Raw genomic sequence first — 17,300 nt, forward strand, 5'->3', positions numbered from 1 at the left:
TTGCCCCCAAGTAAATTTGCACAAAAAAGAACTACTCGGTCAGGGGTTGCCGTCAGATCTGTGCCTCAACTGTCGCGTCGATTTCCGACGTCTTGGTTTGACAAACTGGATGCACACTATCACGGAACCGTGATCTCGCCAAACGAGGGCCGGCTTGTTGTCGGAAACTCGATTGGAAAACTGCGCAAATCAGCCCGATTCCGGTTGACTCGGCTGCGCGACCGGGTAAAAGCGCACGCTCATAGGAATTCAACCGAAAGGCCCCTGCCTTTCCGGACGCAGGAGATAACCATGGCGAAGCCGACGACAATCAAGATCCGTCTGAACTCGACCGCGGGCACGGGCCACTTCTACGTGACCAAAAAGAACGCGCGCACCATGACCGAGAAAATGACCATTCGTAAATACGATCCGGTCGCTCGGAAGCATGTCGAGTACAAGGAAGGCAAGATCAAGTAATCTGCCGATCCGCTTGGACAGTTTAAAAGGGTTGCGCCACGGCGCAGCCCTTTTTCATGTTCGATCGGCATCCAGTTGCGCTGAGGTCAGCACCAGTCCGTTGCAGCGGCGCATCAGCCACCTGCGCATTCGAGTGAGGTGCGGGTTGCTTTTTGGGACACCTTGCCCATACGCTTCAGCTAACCGTTCCAAAATGTTGGCCGTCATGAAAAAAATCTTGTTATCCACAATCACCGTTCTGGCCCTTGCGGGCTGCGAAGATCTCTATAACCGTCAGGGCGTCGGCTTTGCTGGCCTTAGCGGAGAGCCCCGGACATCCTCGGACGTGCCGGGCACTGTCGCATTTGTTCCCGAGTCGCGGAACATCCCAGCTGATCTGGCGGAATTGACGCCGGTCTCGGTGTCGACAGGCGAGACTGAAGCCCAGAAAGTCGCGCGCGTCGCAATCGACAATGGCGGGCGCGGAGATAGCAACGCGGTTGTTCTGAATGGCTCGGGTACCAACTTGTTCCTAAGCACGGTCAATGTGAATGGCACGCCCTATGGCGTGCTGCGTACAGCTAACAACAGCACCCGCGTGGACAACGAAATCGGTGCCGCCTTTGGCCGGAACGCCGAACAGTTCACCGGATGCCTACCCGCCGGAGACGTATTCCGCAAAGGTTCGTCCTCGCGCAGCTCGGGCTTCGCGGTTGCGTTGAACTGTAGCTGATCCCGGTCTGAGAGAACTCCAAAGCCCTCGCCCATCTGGGTGGGGGCTTTTTCTTTTGCCCGATAGGCCTTGGATCTTCAGGCGCAAATGAAAAAGGGCGGGTCAATAACCCGCCCTTTGTTTGATGTGTATCGGTTGCTTATTCGCGGTTGCCGAACAGTTGCAGCAGGAACATGAACATATTGATGAAGTCCAGATACAGGCTCAGCGCGCCCATGATTGCGGCCTTGCCCAACCATTCCTGATCGCCCGAATGGGCCATTTGCAGGTAGGTTGTCTTGATGTTCTGCGTGTCATACGCGGTCAGGCCTGCGAAGATCAGGACACCCAGAACGGAAACTGCAAACGCGATGGCCGACGAGGCGATGAAGATGTTCACAACGGACGCAACGATCAGGCCGATCACGCCCATGATCAGGAATGTGCCCATGGCCGACAGGTCTTTTTTGGTCGTATAGCCATACAGCGACAGGCCGGCAAAGGCGATCGAGGTGATTAGGAAGACTTGGATGATCGACTGACCGGTGAAGACCAGGAAAATCCAGCTGATCGAAATACCCATCACTGCGGCGAAGGTGTAGAACACCAGCTGAGCCGCTGCTGCCGACAGACGGTTGATTGCTGCGCCAAAGCCGAACACAAAAGCCAGCGGGGCAAACATGATCACCCATTTCAGGGGCGATGTGAACAAGGTCGCGCCGAATTGGGTCAGATACGTGTTCGCGCTGATCTGGTATTCGGTCGGAACGCTGGATACAGCCATGCCGGCAATCGCCCATGCAGCAGCAAAAGTAATCAGCATGCCCACGGACATGGTGCCGTAGACTTTGTTCATATGGGCGCGCAGGCCCTCGTCAATCTGGGCAGCGCGCGCGCCGGCCGCCGTCCGGATCGTGTCAAATTGTGCCATAAAAGGGTCTCCCTTCGTTAATTCTTTGGTGCGTCTGCAAGCGAGACGCCTTCCCCGCAAATATCGGCAAGTGGGGGCTGTGTTTCAAGAGTTTAACGCTGGAAACTGGCTAAAACACGCAACAAAAATGGCGACCTGCTGACGCGGGTCGCCATTGATGAGAAAAAGATACATTCAGAAATCACTTTTGCCAGAAATCCGGCGCATCCCAAATGGGGCGAGCAGCCTCGGCTTCGGCTTGTTCGCGGGTGATACCGATGTCTTTCAATGCGCGGTCGTCCAATCGGGCCAGCTTGTGGCGCTGGCGATGCAGGGACAAGGCGTCCAACAGAGTCAAAACGGAAAACCGGCGATGCGGTTTGCAGCGGGATGTCAGCGCAATCTGGGTCATAGGTATTGTCCTTTCTTTCGTTTCCGATGGTTTTTAGAATTTCCATCAACTTCCTTGATCTATATGTCCCGATATGACACATTTTAAAAATGAATATTTTTGACGGAATGCATAAGGGATCGTGAAGATGAGAAATCTGGACATCACCACTCTGCGCTCATTCGTGGCGGTTGCCGATCAAGGCGGCGTAACGCGGGCAGCCGGTTTTTTGCACCTGACGCAATCTGCGGTTTCGATGCAGTTGAAACGGCTGGAGGAACTGCTGGGGCTTGAGTTGCTGGACCGCAGCGGACGCACAATTGCGCTGACGGCATCGGGGGAGCAACTGCTGGCTTATGCACGCCGCATGATTGCGTTGAATGACGAGGTGATCTCGAAGCTCACCGATCAGGCGTTCGAGGGCGAGGTCGTTCTGGGTGTGCCGCACGACATCGTTTACCCCGCGATTCCAAGGGTTCTGAAGCGATTCAACGCTGATTTCCCACGCGTGAAGGTACAGTTGTTCTCGTCTTTTTCGATGCAGTTGAAAGAGATGTATAGGAAAGGCGAATGCGATCTGATCCTGACGACGGAATCAAACGCCGCGGAAGGGGCAGAAACGATTGCCGAATTGCCTCTGCGCTGGGTTGGCGCGCCGGGTGGGTCGGCATGGCGCAAGCGACCGATCCCCTTGGCTGAGGGGCGACGCTGCCTGTTTCGGCCCAAGGTCATCAGCGCACTGGACGGAGCCGATATTCCCTGGGAACTGGCCGTTGATTCCGAAGATGACCGCACCATCGAGGCCACGGTCAGCGCCGATCTGGCTGTCTCGGCCATGCTGGAAGGCACTGAGGCCGCCCATCTTGAGCTGATCGAATCGGGCGGCGCTCTTCCCGATCTACCGGTTCAAATGATCAACCTTTACGGCGGCGACTCGGGTCGCGGGGAAATCATCGAAGCCCTGGCGGCGCTGGTACGACAGAATTTCCGCATCATGGCGGGGACACCGTTGAAGGCTGTCGCGGGCTAGGGTGTGATGACGACCTTGCCTGTGGCCGCACGGTCCCTCAGCAGTTGCAGGCCTTGCGCGACCTCGGTCAGGGGCAGGGTATGGCTGATATGGGGTTTGATTTTCCCCTCCGAATGCCAGCGAAATAGGGTGGCGAAGCTGTCCTGCACGATCTGAGGGCGGAATCTTAGATAGCCGCCGATGTAAAAGCCGATGACAGTCAAGTTCTTGACCAGAAGGTGATTGGCGGGGATTTGTGGCACGTCGCCGCCCGCGAACCCGATGGGCAGCAGACGGCCCTCGGGATTAGTGGCACGAAAGGCGGCCTGGAACACGTCGCCGCCGATGGCGTCATAGACCACATCGGCGCCACCCAATTCCTTCACGCGCGACCGAAGATCTTCGGAGGCGTCAATCAGGTGATCGGCTCCTGCGGTGCGCGCGACCTCCAGCTTTTCCGCCCCGCGCGCCTGCGCAATCACCGTGGCCCCCATCAACTTGCCGATTTCGACAGCCGTCAATCCGACGCCACCAGCAGCCCCTGTGACCAGCAAGGTTTCACCCGGCTGCAATCGGGCGCGGTGATCCAGCGCAATGTGACTGGTTCCATATGCAATTTGGATGGCGGCGGCGTCCTCAAAGCTCGTCGAAGCGGGTAGGGGGATCGCACGATCTGCGTCGAACACCCCAAATTCCGCCAAACCGCCCTGACCTGAATAGACAGCCACACGATCCCCTACGGACAAGGTTGTCACATCCGGGCCAAGCTGATCGACAATACCAGAAATTTCCATCCCTTGCGTGAAGGGGGCTGAGGGGGTGTCCTGATAGGTGCCCTTCTGCATCAGCAGATCCGCGAAGTTCAGACCGCAGGCCTTGATGGCGACGCGAATCTGCCCCGGACCGGGGTCAGGGAGCGCGATATCGCACAGCTGAGCGTCCGCGCCTTTCGATGAGATTCTGTAGGCCAGCATAAAGGTGCTCCGTGATTTTGGGCGGAGTAGATTCGTTTTCTGGTTGAATTGTCAATCAGTGACCTTGCGCGCAAAAAACTGGCACGAACGCTAATATATACATAATGCAATAAACATAGAGGTATTATGTGTGCGCATCGCACAACCACAAATCCTTACCCTTGAAATCTTACTCAACCTTCTTGAAAAAAAACGCAAATAGGGCAATAGTGCGCTATGGTGCTGATTTGGGGGCATGTTCCAACTTAGTGAGCGGTTAAGAACTGCTCGTTAGTTATGCGATGATGAAATATATCGCACGTCCCCGGTAGTTGTGTAGTAGAGGAGAATACCAATGACCCATCACGTCGATGTCCATGTGGGCAAGCGCGTCCGGCATCGCCGCTGGCTGATTGGAATGACCCAGCAGCAACTGGCGCAGCAAGTTGGTATCAAGTTCCAGCAGATTCAGAAATACGAAACGGGTGCGAACCGCATCAGTGCGTCGCGTTTGTGGGACATCGCCGAAGCGCTGGATGTTCCGGTCAGCTTTTTCTTCGAAGGTTTGGAAGAGGCTGAGAAGGAAACCTCAAGCAAAAAATCGGTGCCTGCTGATCTGATGGGAGACAAAGAGGCGTTGGATCTGGTTCGGTCCTACTATGCGATCCCGGAAAACCAGCGCCGTCGACTGTTCGAACTGGCGCGTGTTCTCAGCGACGTTGCCTGATTAAGCGGGTTGACTTTGATGCGTGTGCCCCGCACGGGTAGCGCATGACACAGCCTATTCTGACCGATCTGGACGTAGCAGAAGAAATGGCCGACGCAGCGCGCGCGGCCATTCTTCCGTTTTTCCGCCAAGCAAATCTGGAAACCTCGAACAAGCTGTCACAGGGGTTCGATCCGGTGACGATCGCCGATCGTGAGGCCGAGCGTGTAATGCGCGACATTCTGGCCAAACATCGCCCTGATGACGGGATTTTGGGGGAAGAATTCGGTCAGGTGCCGGGCAGCAGCGGCCGAACCTGGGTCTTGGACCCGATCGACGGCACGCGCGGGTTCATCAGCGGGACGCCCACATGGGGTGTTCTGATTGCGCTCAGCAGCGCTGACGGGCCGATCATGGGGGTCATTGATCAGCCATATATTGGTGAACGGTTCGTGGGCTCGGTCGATATTGCGCAGGTCAGCGGACCCACGGGAACCCGGCCTTTGGACACGCGGGCGACAACCTCGCTGGCTCAGGCCATCGTGTTTACCACTTTCCCCGAGGTCGGCACCCCGGAAGAACGCGCCGGGTTCGAGGCCGTGGCGCGGCACGCGCGCCTCACGCGATATGGCATGGATTGCTACGCCTATGCCTTGCTGGCCGCCGGGCAGGTGGATCTGGTGATCGAGGCCGGTTTGCAAGCCTATGACATCCAGGCACCCATAGCCGTGATCGAGGCGGCTGGCGGCATCGTCACCGACTGGCAGGGTGGCCCCGCCCACAACGGCGGTCGCGCTCTGGCAGCGGCCAATGCCGATCTGCACGCCGCTGCGCTGGATATCTTGCGCCAATACTGAATCCGGTTGCCCGGACCGGCCCGGTCGGTTATTTTCTGACCGGTTGGTTCTTACGCCCGTTTTCCGCCAGCCCGCATTCTCCAAGCATGAGACGGGTTGATGCGACGGAGGGGCGAGATGACCGAAATCCTTATCAAACACGCAGATACCATCCTCACAATGGATGACACGCGACGCGAATTGCGCGGGGCCGATATTCTGATCCAAAACAGCCAGATTGCGCAGATCGGGCAGGGCCTGACCACGACCGGAGAAATCCATGACGCGACAGGATGCGTGGTGACACCTGGTTTGGTGAACACACATCACCATCTTTACCAAACCCTAACCCGCGCCGTACCCGGTGGGCAGGATGCGCTGCTCTTTGGTTGGCTGAAAACGCTCTACCCCATCTGGGCACGGTTCGGACCGGATGAAATGTTCACCTCAGCTCAGATTGGGCTGGCCGAATTGGCGCTTTCGGGCTGTACGCTTAGTTCGGACCACTTGTACCTCTACCCCAACGGCGCACGGCTGGACGACACCATCGCCGCCGCTGCCGAGGTCGGCCTGCGTTTCCACCCGACCCGTGGCGCGATGAGCATCGGTGAAAGCGATGGTGGCCTGCCCCCGGATGCGCTGGTTGAAACCGAGGATGCAATCCTCAACGATATGATCCGCGTCGTCGACGCCTTTCATGACGCGTCCGAGGGCGCAATGTGCCGGGTCGGCCTGGCTCCATGCTCTCCGTTTTCGGTTAGCCGTGACCTGATGCGCGACACAGCCGTACTGGCGCGAGACAAGGGCGTGATGCTGCACACTCATCTTGCCGAAAACGATGAGGATATCGCCTATTCCCAGGCGCAATTCGGCTGCCGCCCCGGTCAATACGCCGAAGATCTGGGCTGGACTGGCCCGGATGTGTGGCACGCTCATTGCGTCAAGCTGGACGGCGCCGAGATCGACCTCTTCGCCCGCACACAGACCGGCGTTGCCCATTGCCCCTGTTCGAACTGTCGGCTGGGCTCAGGGATCGCGCCGGTTCGGAAAATGCGCGATTGCGGCGTGCCAGTTGGGCTGGGCGCGGATGGCTCGGCCAGCAATGACAATGGCAGCCTGGTGCTCGAGGCGCGACAGGCCATGCTCCTCCAACGGGTCGCCAATGGCGCGGATGCGATGTCCTCCCGCGAGGCGCTTGAAATCGCAACCCGAGGCGGTGCTGATGTCCTCAACCGCCCCGATTGCGGTCGGTTAGCGCCGGGCAAGCGCGCAGATATCGCCATCTGGGACATAGGCGGTATCGAAAGCGCAGGCAGTTGGGACCCGGCGGCGCTGTTGCTGTCCGGGCCGATGAAGGTGAAACATTTGTTCGTCGAAGGCCGCCAAATCGTGCGCAGCGGGGCTATCACCACTCTGGACCTGCCACGTGTGATCGAACGGCAGAACGCGCTGGCGCGAGCCCTGCAAAGCTGAAACTCTTCTTCTGTTCAAAAATACCTCCGCCGGAGGCATGCGCCGCAAGGCGCATTCCCTCACACGACAGCGGCCCCACCGATCCAAACCTCGGCAATGGCGCGATCATCCCCCATCATGATGGTCGGGAAGATCGCCTCCCATATATCATCCGCACAAGCCTCGCGCTGCGCGATGGCCGGGGTCGAGGCCAGATCAAGCACGACCAGATCCGCCTCCATCCCCAGTGCGATATTGCCAATCCGATCGTCCAACCGCAGCGACCGCGCCGATCCGACCGTGCCCAACCACAACAGTTGCGCCGCATGCAGAGGCGCGCCGCGCAGTTGTCCGATCTCATAGGCCGAGGCCATTGTATGCAGCATCGAGAAACTCGACCCGCCGCCCGTATCCGTGGCCAACCCGACCCGATGCCCGTCATGCATCAATCCGGTCATATCGAACAGGCCCGAGCCAATGAAGGTGTTAGAGGTCGGGCAATGGATCAGCGCCGCGTCCACCTCGCGCAGGCGGTCGCGCTCGCGCGCCTCCAGATGGATGACGTGGCCATAGACCCCATGCGAACCCAGAAGACCGAATTTCTCGTAAGTATCCAGATAGTCGCGCGCCTCGGGAAACAACTCGCGGACCCAGGCGATTTCATCCGTTTGTTCACTCAGATGGGTCTGCATTAGACAATGAGGGTGCTCGGCCCACAGCGCGCCCATCGCCTCAAGCTGTTCAGGCGTGGATGTCGGTGAAAACCGCGGTGTGATAGCATAGGTTAAACGGTCAACACGATGCCATTTCTCTAGCAATGCCTCCGATTGGTCATAGGCCGTTTTCGCAGTGTCCCGCAGCCCCTCGGGCGCGTTGCGGTCCATGCAGGTCTTGCCTGCCACCACACGCTGGTTGCGCGCTTGTGCAGCCGCAAAGAACGCATCGACGCTTTCGGGGTGAATGGTGCAAAAGCTGCACATCGTCGTGGTGCCATGGGCCGCTGTTAGGTCCAGATAGCGGTTTGCAATTTCGGCGGCGTATGTCGGGTCGCCGAACTTCATCTCTTCGGGGAAGGTGTAGGTGTTCAACCAGTCGATCAGACGTTTGCCCCAGCTGGCAATCATCGCGGTCTGTGGATAGTGCACATGCGCGTCCACAAATCCGGCCATGATCACGTGCTGGCCGTGATCGACCACCTGCGCGTCGGGATGCGCAGAGCGCAGCGTATCGGCATCACCCACCGCGGCGATATGGCCACCCTCGACCACCACTGCTTCGCTGAACTCAACGGCGTCGGTTGGCTCGCCCTCGAACGGGGAACCGGTAAAGCTGAGCACACGCCCTTTCAGCAGCGTTTTCTGCGCCATTTTCATTCATCTCCGCCTGTATGGAACCGTCAAATAGCATAGGCGCGGGAAACTTCTGGGTAAATCGGCGCATTGTCATTGTTTTCCGGTAGCTGCTTCTTCTATTTAAAGGGCAATGACCGAAGGATAGCGGGGGCAGACATGACCACAGGCATTGACGAACCCCAAGTCGAGTCGACCAGTGACGACGACGTTTATGCGCTGGACCCGAAGGCTATCACGGCAATTCTTTATGCTGTCGATGTGGATAACCGCGACAAGCTGGTTGAGCTTATGGAGCCGCTGCACGCCGCCGACATCGCCGACCTTCTGGAACAGATCAACCCGTACGACCGCGCCCAGCTGATCCGGCTGTATGACAAAGAGTTTGACGGCGACATCTTGTCCGAACTTGACGAGGCCGTGCGGGAAGAGATCATCGGCATTCTCAAGCCCGACGTTCTCGCCGACGCCGTGCGCGAGATGGAAAGCGACGATGTCGTCGACCTGCTGGAGGACCTCGAAGAGCCGCAGCAAGAGGCCATTCTGGACGCGCTGGAGGATTCCGAGCGGATCGCGGCAGAGCAAGCGCTGTCTTACCCCGAGAACTCGGCCGGTCGCCTCATGCAGCGCGAAGTGGTCATGTCGCCCGAACATTGGACGGTGGGTCAGGCCATCGATTTCATGCGCGCCAATGACGATCTGCCCGAGCAATTCTACTATGTCGTCATGGTAGATCCGCGCCTGAAACCTGTGGCGCAGGTGACACTGGGCAAGCTTATGGCGGCGCGCCGCGAAGTGCGGCTGGCCGATCTGGCCGATGAAGAGCTGCACATTATTCCGGTCGATCAGGATGAAGAGGACGTGGCCTATGCGTTCAACCAGTACCACCTGATCTCGGCCCCGGTGGTGGATGCTGATGGGCGGTTGGTTGGTGCCATTACCATCGACGACGCCATGGTGGTTCTGGATGAAGAGCACGAGGAAGATATCCTGCGTTTGGCTGGGGTTAGCGACGAAAGCTCAATCTCGGACAGTGTGGCGGATACCAGCAAGCGACGGCTGCCGTGGTTGGCGGTGAATCTGTGCACGGCGATCTGTGCCTCGCTGGTGATTTCGCAATTCGAGGCAGCAATTGATCAGCTGGTGGCGCTGGCGATCCTGATGCCGATCGTGGCTTCGATGGGGGGCAATGCAGGTACGCAGTCGCTTACAGTCGCGGTGCGAGCGCTGGCGACGCGCGACCTGACCAACGCCAACGTGATGAGGGTGATCCGGCGGGAATTGCTGGTGGGACTTCTGAACGGGCTGTGTTTTGCCATCGTGCTGGGCACGGTTGGGATGATGTGGTTTGATTCTCCGATGCTGGGTGTCGTGATCGGGTCGGCCTTGGTCGTGAACATGGTGATCGCGGGGTTTGCGGGTACGGTAGTACCGGTGGTGCTGGATCGTCTGGGCGTTGACCCGGCGCTGGCGTCGGGGACCTTTGTGACGACGACAACGGATGTCATGGGGTTTTTCATCTTTCTGGGACTTGCCAGCGTGGTGCTACTGTGACCGATCTGACCGAAATCAAAGCCGCCGCGCGCAAGGCGGCCTTTGCGCGTCGAAAGGCTGCCTTTGACGCGCGACTTCCCGGTGCGGCAGGGCGTTTGTCCGAAGTGTTGGCCGGGCACCGGGGCGTGCCGATCTCGGGCTACATGCCCATCCGCACCGAGATTGATCCGCTGCCCGCCATGGCCGAGGCTTCGGCCTATGGTCCGGTCGGCGTGCCCGTGATCCAAGCTGCCGCGCAGCCGCTGAAGTTTTCGCACTGGACCCCCGAAGGCGCTCTAAAAGACGGCCCTTTCGGGGCCAAGGTGCCGGAGGTCGACGATTATTTTGACCCGGAAATCCTGATCGTGCCGCTGGTGGCCTTTGATGCGCAGGGTGGACGGCTGGGCTATGGCGGTGGATTCTATGACCGCACGCTGGAGGGACTGCGCGCCAAACGCCCGACACTGGCCATTGGTTTCGCCTTTGACGCACAAGAGGCCGAGGGCCTGCCGCTGGAGCCGACCGATCAGCCCTTGGACATGGTGATCACGGAAAGCCGGGTTCTGACGTTTTAACGCTGCTCACCCCGCATGGTTTTCGCGGAAATACTCCCACGCATCCAGATCGCGCCCATCGGGTAGGGTACACCGCCCTGTTTGGCCGTCGGCCCCGTCGACAATGCGATAATCGCCGCCGCTTTCGACACAGAACGTCGCCGCAGGGTTGGCGAGTTGTGCCGAGTTATCAGACGCAGGTTCGCATGCAGCGAGGGGGATCAGCAGAAGGGCAGGCAGGTATAGGCGGGTCATGAAACGCTCCGATGAATGGTATTGGCAGTTTATGACCTGAGTTTAACCACTTGTGCTTGGTCATTGCCACACTTAGGACGGTTCGTATGAGGATACTTTTTCTGGGTGACGTTATGGGCCGCGCCGGGCGTGCGGCGATCCAACAACATCTGCCACGTCTGCGCGACAAATGGCGGCTGGATTTTGTTGTGGTCAATGGCGAGAACGCCTCGAACGGGATGGGGCTGACCGGCGATCACGCCAAGCTGCTGCTGGATGCCGGCGCCGATTGCCTGACGCTGGGCGATCACGCGTTCGACCAGAAAGATATGCTTCAATTCATCGAGAAAGAGTCTCGTATTGTGCGCCCGGTAAATTTCGCCAAAGGCGCGCCGGGGCGGGGGCATCGCCTGTATACCGCGCCGGGCGGGCGCAAGGTTCTGGTGGTGCAGGTGCTGGGGCAGGTCTTCATGAAACGGCCCTTTGATGATCCGTTCTCGGCCATCGAGCCGATCCTGAAATCCCACCCGCGCGGTGGTCAGGCGCAAGCAATCATTGTCGACATGCATTGTGAGGCCACATCCGAGAAGATGGCCATGGGTCATTATTGCGATAAACGCGCCAGCCTTGTGGTCGGCACGCATACCCATGTGCCAACGGCAGATGCGCAGATTCTGCCCAATGGAACCGCCTATCTGACCGATGCGGGGATGTGTGGCGATTACGACTCGGTCATCGGCATGGACAAGGTCGAACCGATGCGTCGCTTTATCACCGGAATGCCCAAAGCCCGATTTACCCCCGCCGATGGCGAGGCCACGCTCAGCGGCGTGTTTGTCGAGACTGATGACCGCACCGGAGAGGCAAAATCTGTGCAAATGGTGCGCGTTGGCGGGCGTTTGCAGCAAGCAGGGCCGCAGTAAAGCTTGCTCTGCCCATCCCAATGCGTGAAACTGCCTGACGAGCGCGCAGCTCGGGTCAGGGTTCGGACATAAACCAAGAATGCAACTCCTTCAGCTTTCAGAAACAGGCAGCGCGATACTGGCGCTCTTGGTTGTCGCGGGCATGTTCATCATGTTCCTGCGTGAGGTTTACCCGACCGAGGTAGTCGCCATCGGCGGCGTGGCCGTGATGCTGGTAACGGGCATTCTGCCCTATCAAAGCGCGCTGGCCGTGCTGTCCAACCCCGCACCTTGGACCATTGCCGCGATGTTCATCATCATGGGGGCTTTGGTGCGCACGGGTGCGCTGGATGCGTTCACCTCAACCGCGCAGAAACAGGCGCAGGTCAACCCAAGGATTGCCATTGGTCTGTTGATGGGGTTTGTGGTGCTGGCCTCGGCCGTGGTGTCGAATACGCCGGTTGTCGTTGTGATGATCCCGGTCTTTGTCCAGATCGCCCGCACGCTGAACGTGCCTGCGTCGAAATTGCTGATCCCGCTCAGCTATGCGGCGATTCTTGGGGGTACGCTGACGCTGATCGGCACCTCGACCAACCTGCTGGTGGACGGTGTAGCCCGGTCGCAGGGTATGGCTCCCTTCACCATTTTCGAGGTCACTCCGCTGGGTGTTGCGCTGGTGATCTATGGCATGGTCTACCTGCGGTTCATCGCGCCACGTCTGCTGCCGGATCGTGACAGTATGGCCACGCTTCTGTCCGACCGCTCAAAGATGAAATTCTTTACCGAGGCCGTCATCCCTCCCGAAAGCAACCTGATCGGGCGCGAAGTAACGGGCGTACAGCTCTTCAAACGCCCCGGCGTCCGACTGATCGACGTGATCCGAGGCGACGAGTCATTGCGCCGCAACCTTAAAGGCGTCGAGCTGAAACTGGGCGACCGCGTGGTTCTGCGCACCGAAATGACGGAACTGCTGAGTCTGCAAAGCAACAAGGAACTCAAGCGCGTCGACCAAGTTTCGGCGGTCGAGACCAAGACAGTCGAGGTTCTGATCACCCCCGGCTGCCGCATGGTTGGCCGGACACTGGGCGCAATGCGTCTGCGGCGGCGTTATGGTGTCTATGTGCTGGCGGTGCATCGCCGGAACCAGAATATCGGGCGCCAACTGGATGATCTGGTGGTGCGCGTAGGCGATACGCTGCTGCTGGAGGGCGCACCCGAAGACATCCAGAGGCTGGCCGCTGATATGGATATGGTCGACGTCTCACAGCCCTCAGCCCGCGCGTTCCGACGCAGTCATGCGCCGATTGCCATCGGTGCGCTGGTCGGGATCGTGGCTTTGGCCGCGCTGGGCGTTGCACCGATCCTTCTGCTTTCCATTCTGGCGGTCGCGGTGGTGCTGCTGACTCGCTGTATCGACGCGGATGAGGCGTTTTCCTTTGTCGAAGGTCGCCTGCTGGCGCTGATCTTCTCGATGCTGGCGATTGGCGCAGCGTTAGACAAATCCGGCGCAGTGTCGCTGATTGTCGAAGCGGTCGCACCGCGCCTCAGCGCCCTGCCGCCTTTCCTGATCATCTGGGCCGTGTATCTGTTGACCTCGGTGCTGACCGAGCTGGTCTCGAACAACGCGGTGGCCGTGGTGGTGACCCCGATTGCCATCGGGCTGGCGCAAGCGGTGGGCATCGACCCGCGTCCGTTGGTGGTGGCAGTTATGGTGGCGGCCTCGGCCTCATTTGCGACGCCCATCGGATACCAGACCAACATGATGGTTTATGGCCCCGGTGGGTACCGTTTCACCGATTTCCTTAAGGTCGGGGTGCCATTGAACCTGACAGTGGGCTTGCTGGCATCGCTGCTGATTCCGTTGATCTGGCCGCTTTAAAGACGGCGCGATTTTGCCGACAAGGGTTTGCGCCACTTGTAAATACAGTTACCGTAACAATCTTTTCATCAAATGCGAATGTGAAAGGATTGGATCATGCCTTTTCCAAAACTCGGCCAAGCCATCGTCGTAGGCGCAGTGGCGCTAACCATTTTAGGTAGTCAGAGCCATGCAGGTACCATCACAGGAACTGCAACCTACCGCGAGCGGATCGCGGTGGCACCGGATGCGACGCTATATGTTGAGTTGCAAGATATTTCCCTCGCGGATGCCCCCGCTGTCACGCTGGCGTCGCAGCGCTATGCCTTGACAGGTGTACCGGCTGAATACGCGCTGAACTATGATGATGCGCTGATCCAGGACGGCAAGACTTATGCGGTCCGAGGTTCAATCTATCACGGCAACAAATTGCTGTTCACAACGGATACGGTGAACCCTGTCCTGACACGGGGTGGTGGAGATACCGCTGATCTTGTGCTGGTGAAGGTTTCTCCGAAAGCAACCGTCAGTCTGGACAACACCAACTGGACGGCAATCGGCATCAACGGTGATGTGGTCGAAGCGCAACGCCCGCCGCAAATCACCTTCGAACAAGACGGTGCATTCGGCGGTACAGGCGGGTGCAACAGATTTTCGGGTCAGGCTGAAATCAGCGGTGACAGCCTGAGCTTTCCCGACAACATGGCCGCCACCCTGATGGCATGCCCGCCCGAGCTTGAAGAAGTCGAAGATCAATTCTTGGCCGCTCTTCAGACCGTAACCCGCTATGCGGTCGCAGGGGACAGCCTGGTGATGCTGGATGCAGGCGGTGAGCCCGTTTTGAAATTCGTCCGGGCCGAGTAATCAGGCCACAGCGCGCGACCGTCCGGCATTGCGGCCCGAGAAGATGCAGCCGCCTAGAAACGTGCCTTCAAGCGCGTTGTAGCCGTGATAGCCGCCACCGCCAAAGCCTGCGACTTCTCCGGCCGCGAACAGGCCGGGAACGACCTGACCATCTGCCCCGATCATCTGGCTGTCGAGGTTGGTCTGCAACCCACCTAACGTCTTGCGCGTCAGAACGTGGAGCTTGACCGCGATTAAAGGACCGTTGTTCGGGTCAAGGAACTTGTGCGGCTTGGCTGTGCGGATCAGCCGGTCGCCACGATAGTTACGCGCGGCCAGAACGGCGGCCATCTGGGCATCTTTGGTGAAGGGGTTATCAACCTGTGAATCCCGCGCCTCTATCTGGGCGCGCAGATGAGCCTCATCGATCGGGGCGTCGCCCATCTGGTTCATACCGCTGACCAGTTCGGTCAGGGTGTTGGCGACGATGAAGTCTTCACCATGCTGTTTGAACGCTTCGACCGGCGCGGTGGCCTTTGAACCGGTCAGCACGCGCTGAAACAACACTTCGCGCCAACCACCTTCGGTCATGTCGGGGTTCTGTTCGGACCCTGACAGGGCGAATTCCTTTTTGATCACCTTCTGAGTGAGCACGAACCAGCTGTATTCATAGCCGGTTTTTAGGATTTCCTTTAGTGTGCCCAAGGTATCAAACCCCGGTAGGCAAGGCGGTTTCAACCGGTTGCCGCGCGCGTCAAACCACATCGAACTAGGGCCGGGCAGGATGCGAATGCCGTGCGAAGGCCAGATCGGATTCCAGTTCCGCACGCCTTCGGTGTAATGCCACATCCGGTCGCCATTGATCACATGACCGCCCGCCTTCTCGCTGATGGCAATCATACGGCCATCGACGTGAAAGGGGACACCTGCGACCATATCCTTGGGCGGCTCCCCCAGCCGATCACGTGGCCAGTTCTTGCGCACCATCTCGAAATTGCCACCAATGCCGCCAGAGCTGACAATGACCGAAGGCGCGTAGACCTCAAACTCACCCACTTCGTCGCGGTTGGTCTTGGCCCCGTGCTGGGCGGTGTCGTCGGCCAGAACCTCGCCTGAGACCCCCTTGGCGCAGCCGTTCTGCATGATGATATGGCTGACCTGATGGCGGAATTTTAGCTCGACCAGTCCACTATCTACATGTTCGCGTATGCGGCGGATGAAATGTTCCAGCACGCCCGGCCCGGTGCCCCATGTGATGTGGAACCGAGGGACCGAGTTGCCGTGACCATCCGCATAGGACCCGCCGCGTTCAGCCCAGCCGACCACCGGAAACCAGCGCAGGCCCATGTCATGCAGCCAAGGACGCATCTCGCCAGCGGCGAATTCCACATAGGCCTCGGCCCATTTGCGCGGCCATGCGTCCTCATCCCGGTGGAACTGCGCACTGCCCATCCAGTCCCGAAAGGCCAGATCATGACTGTCGCGAATGCCCATGCAGCGCTGTTCTGGAGTGTCGATCATGAACAAGCCACCAAGGCTCCAAAATGCTTGCCCGCCCAAAAAATGCGCGGGTTCCTGATCGACGACAATCACCTTTTTGCCCCGGTCGCCCAACTCTGCAGCGGCAGCCAGCCCCGCCAGACCGGCCCCAACGACGATGGCATCTGCTGTGTTCTTGGTCATGTAGCGTCCTTTCAGCGGCGGCGGAACCAGAGGATGAAGGGCAGGGCCACCGCATACATGGTGATCCCGTAGACGGCGGAAGGCAGGGCCAATGGGCTGAACCCGCTTTCCGTCCCGGTGATCAGCGCAGCCAGCGTGATGCCCAGGGTCGAGTTCTGAATGCCAGTTTCGATTGAGACAGTCTTAGCCTCATTCCAAGACAGGTTCGCGACCCGCGCCAGCCCCAGCCCGATGAGCAGCAGGCCAAGGTTCAGAGTGATCAGCCCCGCCCCCATGATCCCAAGGTTATCGACAAAGAGTTGCCAATTCCCTGCCAGCGCCGCGAGCACCACCAGAACAAACAGCGTGGTCGCCAGCTTGGACAATCCGGGTTCGATCCGATTGGCAAATTCGATTGCAAAATGGCGGATGCTGACGCCGATGGCGACGGGAAGGGTGGTGATCAGGAACATGGCGATGGCCAGGCCGGTGATCGAGACCTCGGGCGCGTTGTCGCCCATGAAGTAGTTGATCGACCATGCCGCTAGAAAGGGTACGGTCAGCATCGACAATAGGCTGATCACCGCCGTCAGGCTGACCGACAGCGCCACGTCGCCCTTGGCCAGTTTGGAGAGAATGTTGCTGGTCACTCCGCCGGGGCAGAAGCTGAGGATCATGAACCCCACGGCAATCTCGGGCGGCAGCGCGAACAGCGCAACGGTCGCAAAAGCCGCGACCGGCAGTAACACGACCTGACACAGCGCGCCGATGGCAAAGGGGTAGCCGCGCGTCAGGACGCGGCGGAAATCGGCGAGCTCAAGCCCGATGCCCAACGACAGCATGATGATGGCCAGCGACAGGGGCAAGCCGACAGATATGAGTAGATCCAAGAACAACTCCTCCCAAAGCCGTTCTGGACAGCCTATGCGAGCGGTCCGCAATTGCGCAACCGCGCCGT

General features: G+C 59.1%; 18 protein-coding genes. 11 read left to right on the forward strand and 7 right to left on the reverse strand.

The features are described 5' to 3' along the window. The first annotated feature begins 291 nt into the window (after nucleotides 1-291). A complete protein-coding gene (rpmG, locus tag GOV79_RS00915) occupies nucleotides 292-459 on the forward strand; it encodes a 50S ribosomal protein L33 (protein ID WP_010441901.1) in 168 nt (55 codons plus the stop codon). A gap of 205 nt (nucleotides 460-664) precedes the next feature. After that, entirely contained in the window at nucleotides 665-1,171 is a 507-nt protein-coding gene (locus GOV79_RS00920) for a hypothetical protein (RefSeq protein WP_170769120.1), read from the forward strand. Between the two features lie 139 nt (nucleotides 1,172-1,310). Here GOV79_RS00920 and GOV79_RS00925 read toward each other — a convergent pair whose 3' ends face one another. Beyond that, nucleotides 1,311-2,081: a Bax inhibitor-1/YccA family protein gene (locus tag GOV79_RS00925; RefSeq protein ID WP_170769121.1), complete on the reverse strand. Its 771-nt coding sequence runs from the start codon at nucleotides 2,079-2,081 to the stop codon at nucleotides 1,311-1,313. Nucleotides 2,082-2,262: 181 nt separating this feature from the next. After that, nucleotides 2,263-2,472, reverse strand: coding sequence for a DUF1127 domain-containing protein (locus tag GOV79_RS00930; protein ID WP_170788249.1), 210 nt, complete (start codon nucleotides 2,470-2,472; stop codon nucleotides 2,263-2,265). A 127-nt stretch (nucleotides 2,473-2,599) separates the two neighbouring features. Here GOV79_RS00930 and GOV79_RS00935 point away from each other — a divergent pair, with 127 nt between their 5' ends. Further along, nucleotides 2,600-3,481 (forward strand): LysR family transcriptional regulator, encoded by an 882-nt coding sequence (locus GOV79_RS00935; protein WP_170769123.1) that lies wholly within the window; start codon nucleotides 2,600-2,602, stop codon nucleotides 3,479-3,481. Here the strand turns inward: GOV79_RS00935 and GOV79_RS00940 are convergent. After that, nucleotides 3,478-4,434 (reverse strand): NADPH:quinone oxidoreductase family protein, encoded by a 957-nt coding sequence (locus GOV79_RS00940; RefSeq protein WP_170788251.1) that lies wholly within the window; start codon nucleotides 4,432-4,434, stop codon nucleotides 3,478-3,480. The genes GOV79_RS00935 and GOV79_RS00940 overlap by 4 nt on opposite strands. Before the next feature lie 334 nt (nucleotides 4,435-4,768). Between GOV79_RS00940 and GOV79_RS00945 the strand changes: the two genes are divergently transcribed. From GOV79_RS00945 to GOV79_RS00955, 3 genes are all read left to right on the forward strand, one after another. Then, nucleotides 4,769-5,140: a helix-turn-helix domain-containing protein gene (locus GOV79_RS00945; protein ID WP_170769125.1), complete on the forward strand. Its 372-nt coding sequence runs from the start codon at nucleotides 4,769-4,771 to the stop codon at nucleotides 5,138-5,140. 44 nt (nucleotides 5,141-5,184) lie between these two features. After that, complete coding sequence (gene hisN, locus GOV79_RS00950) at nucleotides 5,185-5,976, forward strand: histidinol-phosphatase (protein WP_170788252.1); 792 nt, start codon at nucleotides 5,185-5,187, stop codon at nucleotides 5,974-5,976. 117 nt (nucleotides 5,977-6,093) lie between these two features. Continuing rightward, the gene (locus GOV79_RS00955; RefSeq protein WP_170788253.1) at nucleotides 6,094-7,428 is read left to right on the forward strand and encodes an 8-oxoguanine deaminase; all 1,335 of its coding nucleotides are present in this window, start codon (nucleotides 6,094-6,096) and stop codon (nucleotides 7,426-7,428) included. A 59-nt stretch (nucleotides 7,429-7,487) separates the two neighbouring features. Here the strand turns inward: GOV79_RS00955 and guaD are convergent, their stop codons facing one another. Then, complete coding sequence (guaD, locus tag GOV79_RS00960) at nucleotides 7,488-8,774, reverse strand: guanine deaminase (RefSeq protein WP_170788254.1); 1,287 nt, start codon at nucleotides 8,772-8,774, stop codon at nucleotides 7,488-7,490. 141 nt (nucleotides 8,775-8,915) lie between these two features. On the opposite strand from guaD, the gene mgtE reads away from it, so the two are divergent. Next, nucleotides 8,916-10,310 carry a magnesium transporter gene (mgtE, locus tag GOV79_RS00965; protein ID WP_170788256.1) on the forward strand — a complete coding sequence of 465 codons (1,395 nt, stop codon included), beginning with the start codon at nucleotides 8,916-8,918 and terminating at the stop codon, nucleotides 10,308-10,310. After that, complete coding sequence (locus tag GOV79_RS00970) at nucleotides 10,307-10,864, forward strand: 5-formyltetrahydrofolate cyclo-ligase (protein WP_170783987.1); 558 nt, start codon at nucleotides 10,307-10,309, stop codon at nucleotides 10,862-10,864. Before mgtE ends, GOV79_RS00970 begins: the two co-directional genes overlap by 4 nt. A gap of 6 nt (nucleotides 10,865-10,870) precedes the next feature. Here the strand turns inward: GOV79_RS00970 and GOV79_RS00975 are convergent, their stop codons facing one another. Further along, the gene (locus GOV79_RS00975; protein ID WP_170788257.1) at nucleotides 10,871-11,098 is read right to left on the reverse strand and encodes a putative hemolysin; all 228 of its coding nucleotides are present in this window, start codon (nucleotides 11,096-11,098) and stop codon (nucleotides 10,871-10,873) included. 86 nt (nucleotides 11,099-11,184) lie between these two features. On the opposite strand from GOV79_RS00975, the gene GOV79_RS00980 reads away from it, so the two are divergent. The 3 genes from GOV79_RS00980 to GOV79_RS00990 all read left to right on the forward strand — a co-directional run bounded on the left by GOV79_RS00980 (nucleotide 11,185) and on the right by GOV79_RS00990 (nucleotide 14,701). After that, on the forward strand, nucleotides 11,185-12,000 hold the full coding sequence (locus GOV79_RS00980; RefSeq protein WP_170788259.1) for a TIGR00282 family metallophosphoesterase: 816 nt from the start codon (nucleotides 11,185-11,187) through the stop codon (nucleotides 11,998-12,000). 79 nt (nucleotides 12,001-12,079) lie between these two features. Further along, complete coding sequence (locus tag GOV79_RS00985; RefSeq protein ID WP_170788260.1) at nucleotides 12,080-13,858, forward strand: SLC13 family permease; 1,779 nt, start codon at nucleotides 12,080-12,082, stop codon at nucleotides 13,856-13,858. 96 nt (nucleotides 13,859-13,954) lie between these two features. Next, nucleotides 13,955-14,701, forward strand: a complete 747-nt coding sequence (locus GOV79_RS00990; protein WP_170788261.1) for a YbaY family lipoprotein — start codon at nucleotides 13,955-13,957, stop codon at nucleotides 14,699-14,701. On the opposite strand, the gene GOV79_RS00995 is transcribed toward GOV79_RS00990, so the two are convergent. Next, entirely contained in the window at nucleotides 14,702-16,363 is a 1,662-nt protein-coding gene (locus tag GOV79_RS00995) for an FAD-binding dehydrogenase (RefSeq protein WP_170788262.1), read from the reverse strand. 11 nt (nucleotides 16,364-16,374) lie between these two features. After that, on the reverse strand, nucleotides 16,375-17,232 hold the full coding sequence (locus tag GOV79_RS01000) for a bile acid:sodium symporter family protein (protein ID WP_170788263.1): 858 nt from the start codon (nucleotides 17,230-17,232) through the stop codon (nucleotides 16,375-16,377). Nucleotides 17,233-17,300 lie beyond the last annotated feature (68 nt).

Origin of the sequence: Ruegeria lacuscaerulensis (genome assembly GCF_013034745.1) — a bacterium.
Taxonomy (GTDB): domain Bacteria; phylum Pseudomonadota; class Alphaproteobacteria; order Rhodobacterales; family Rhodobacteraceae; genus Ruegeria; species Ruegeria lacuscaerulensis_B.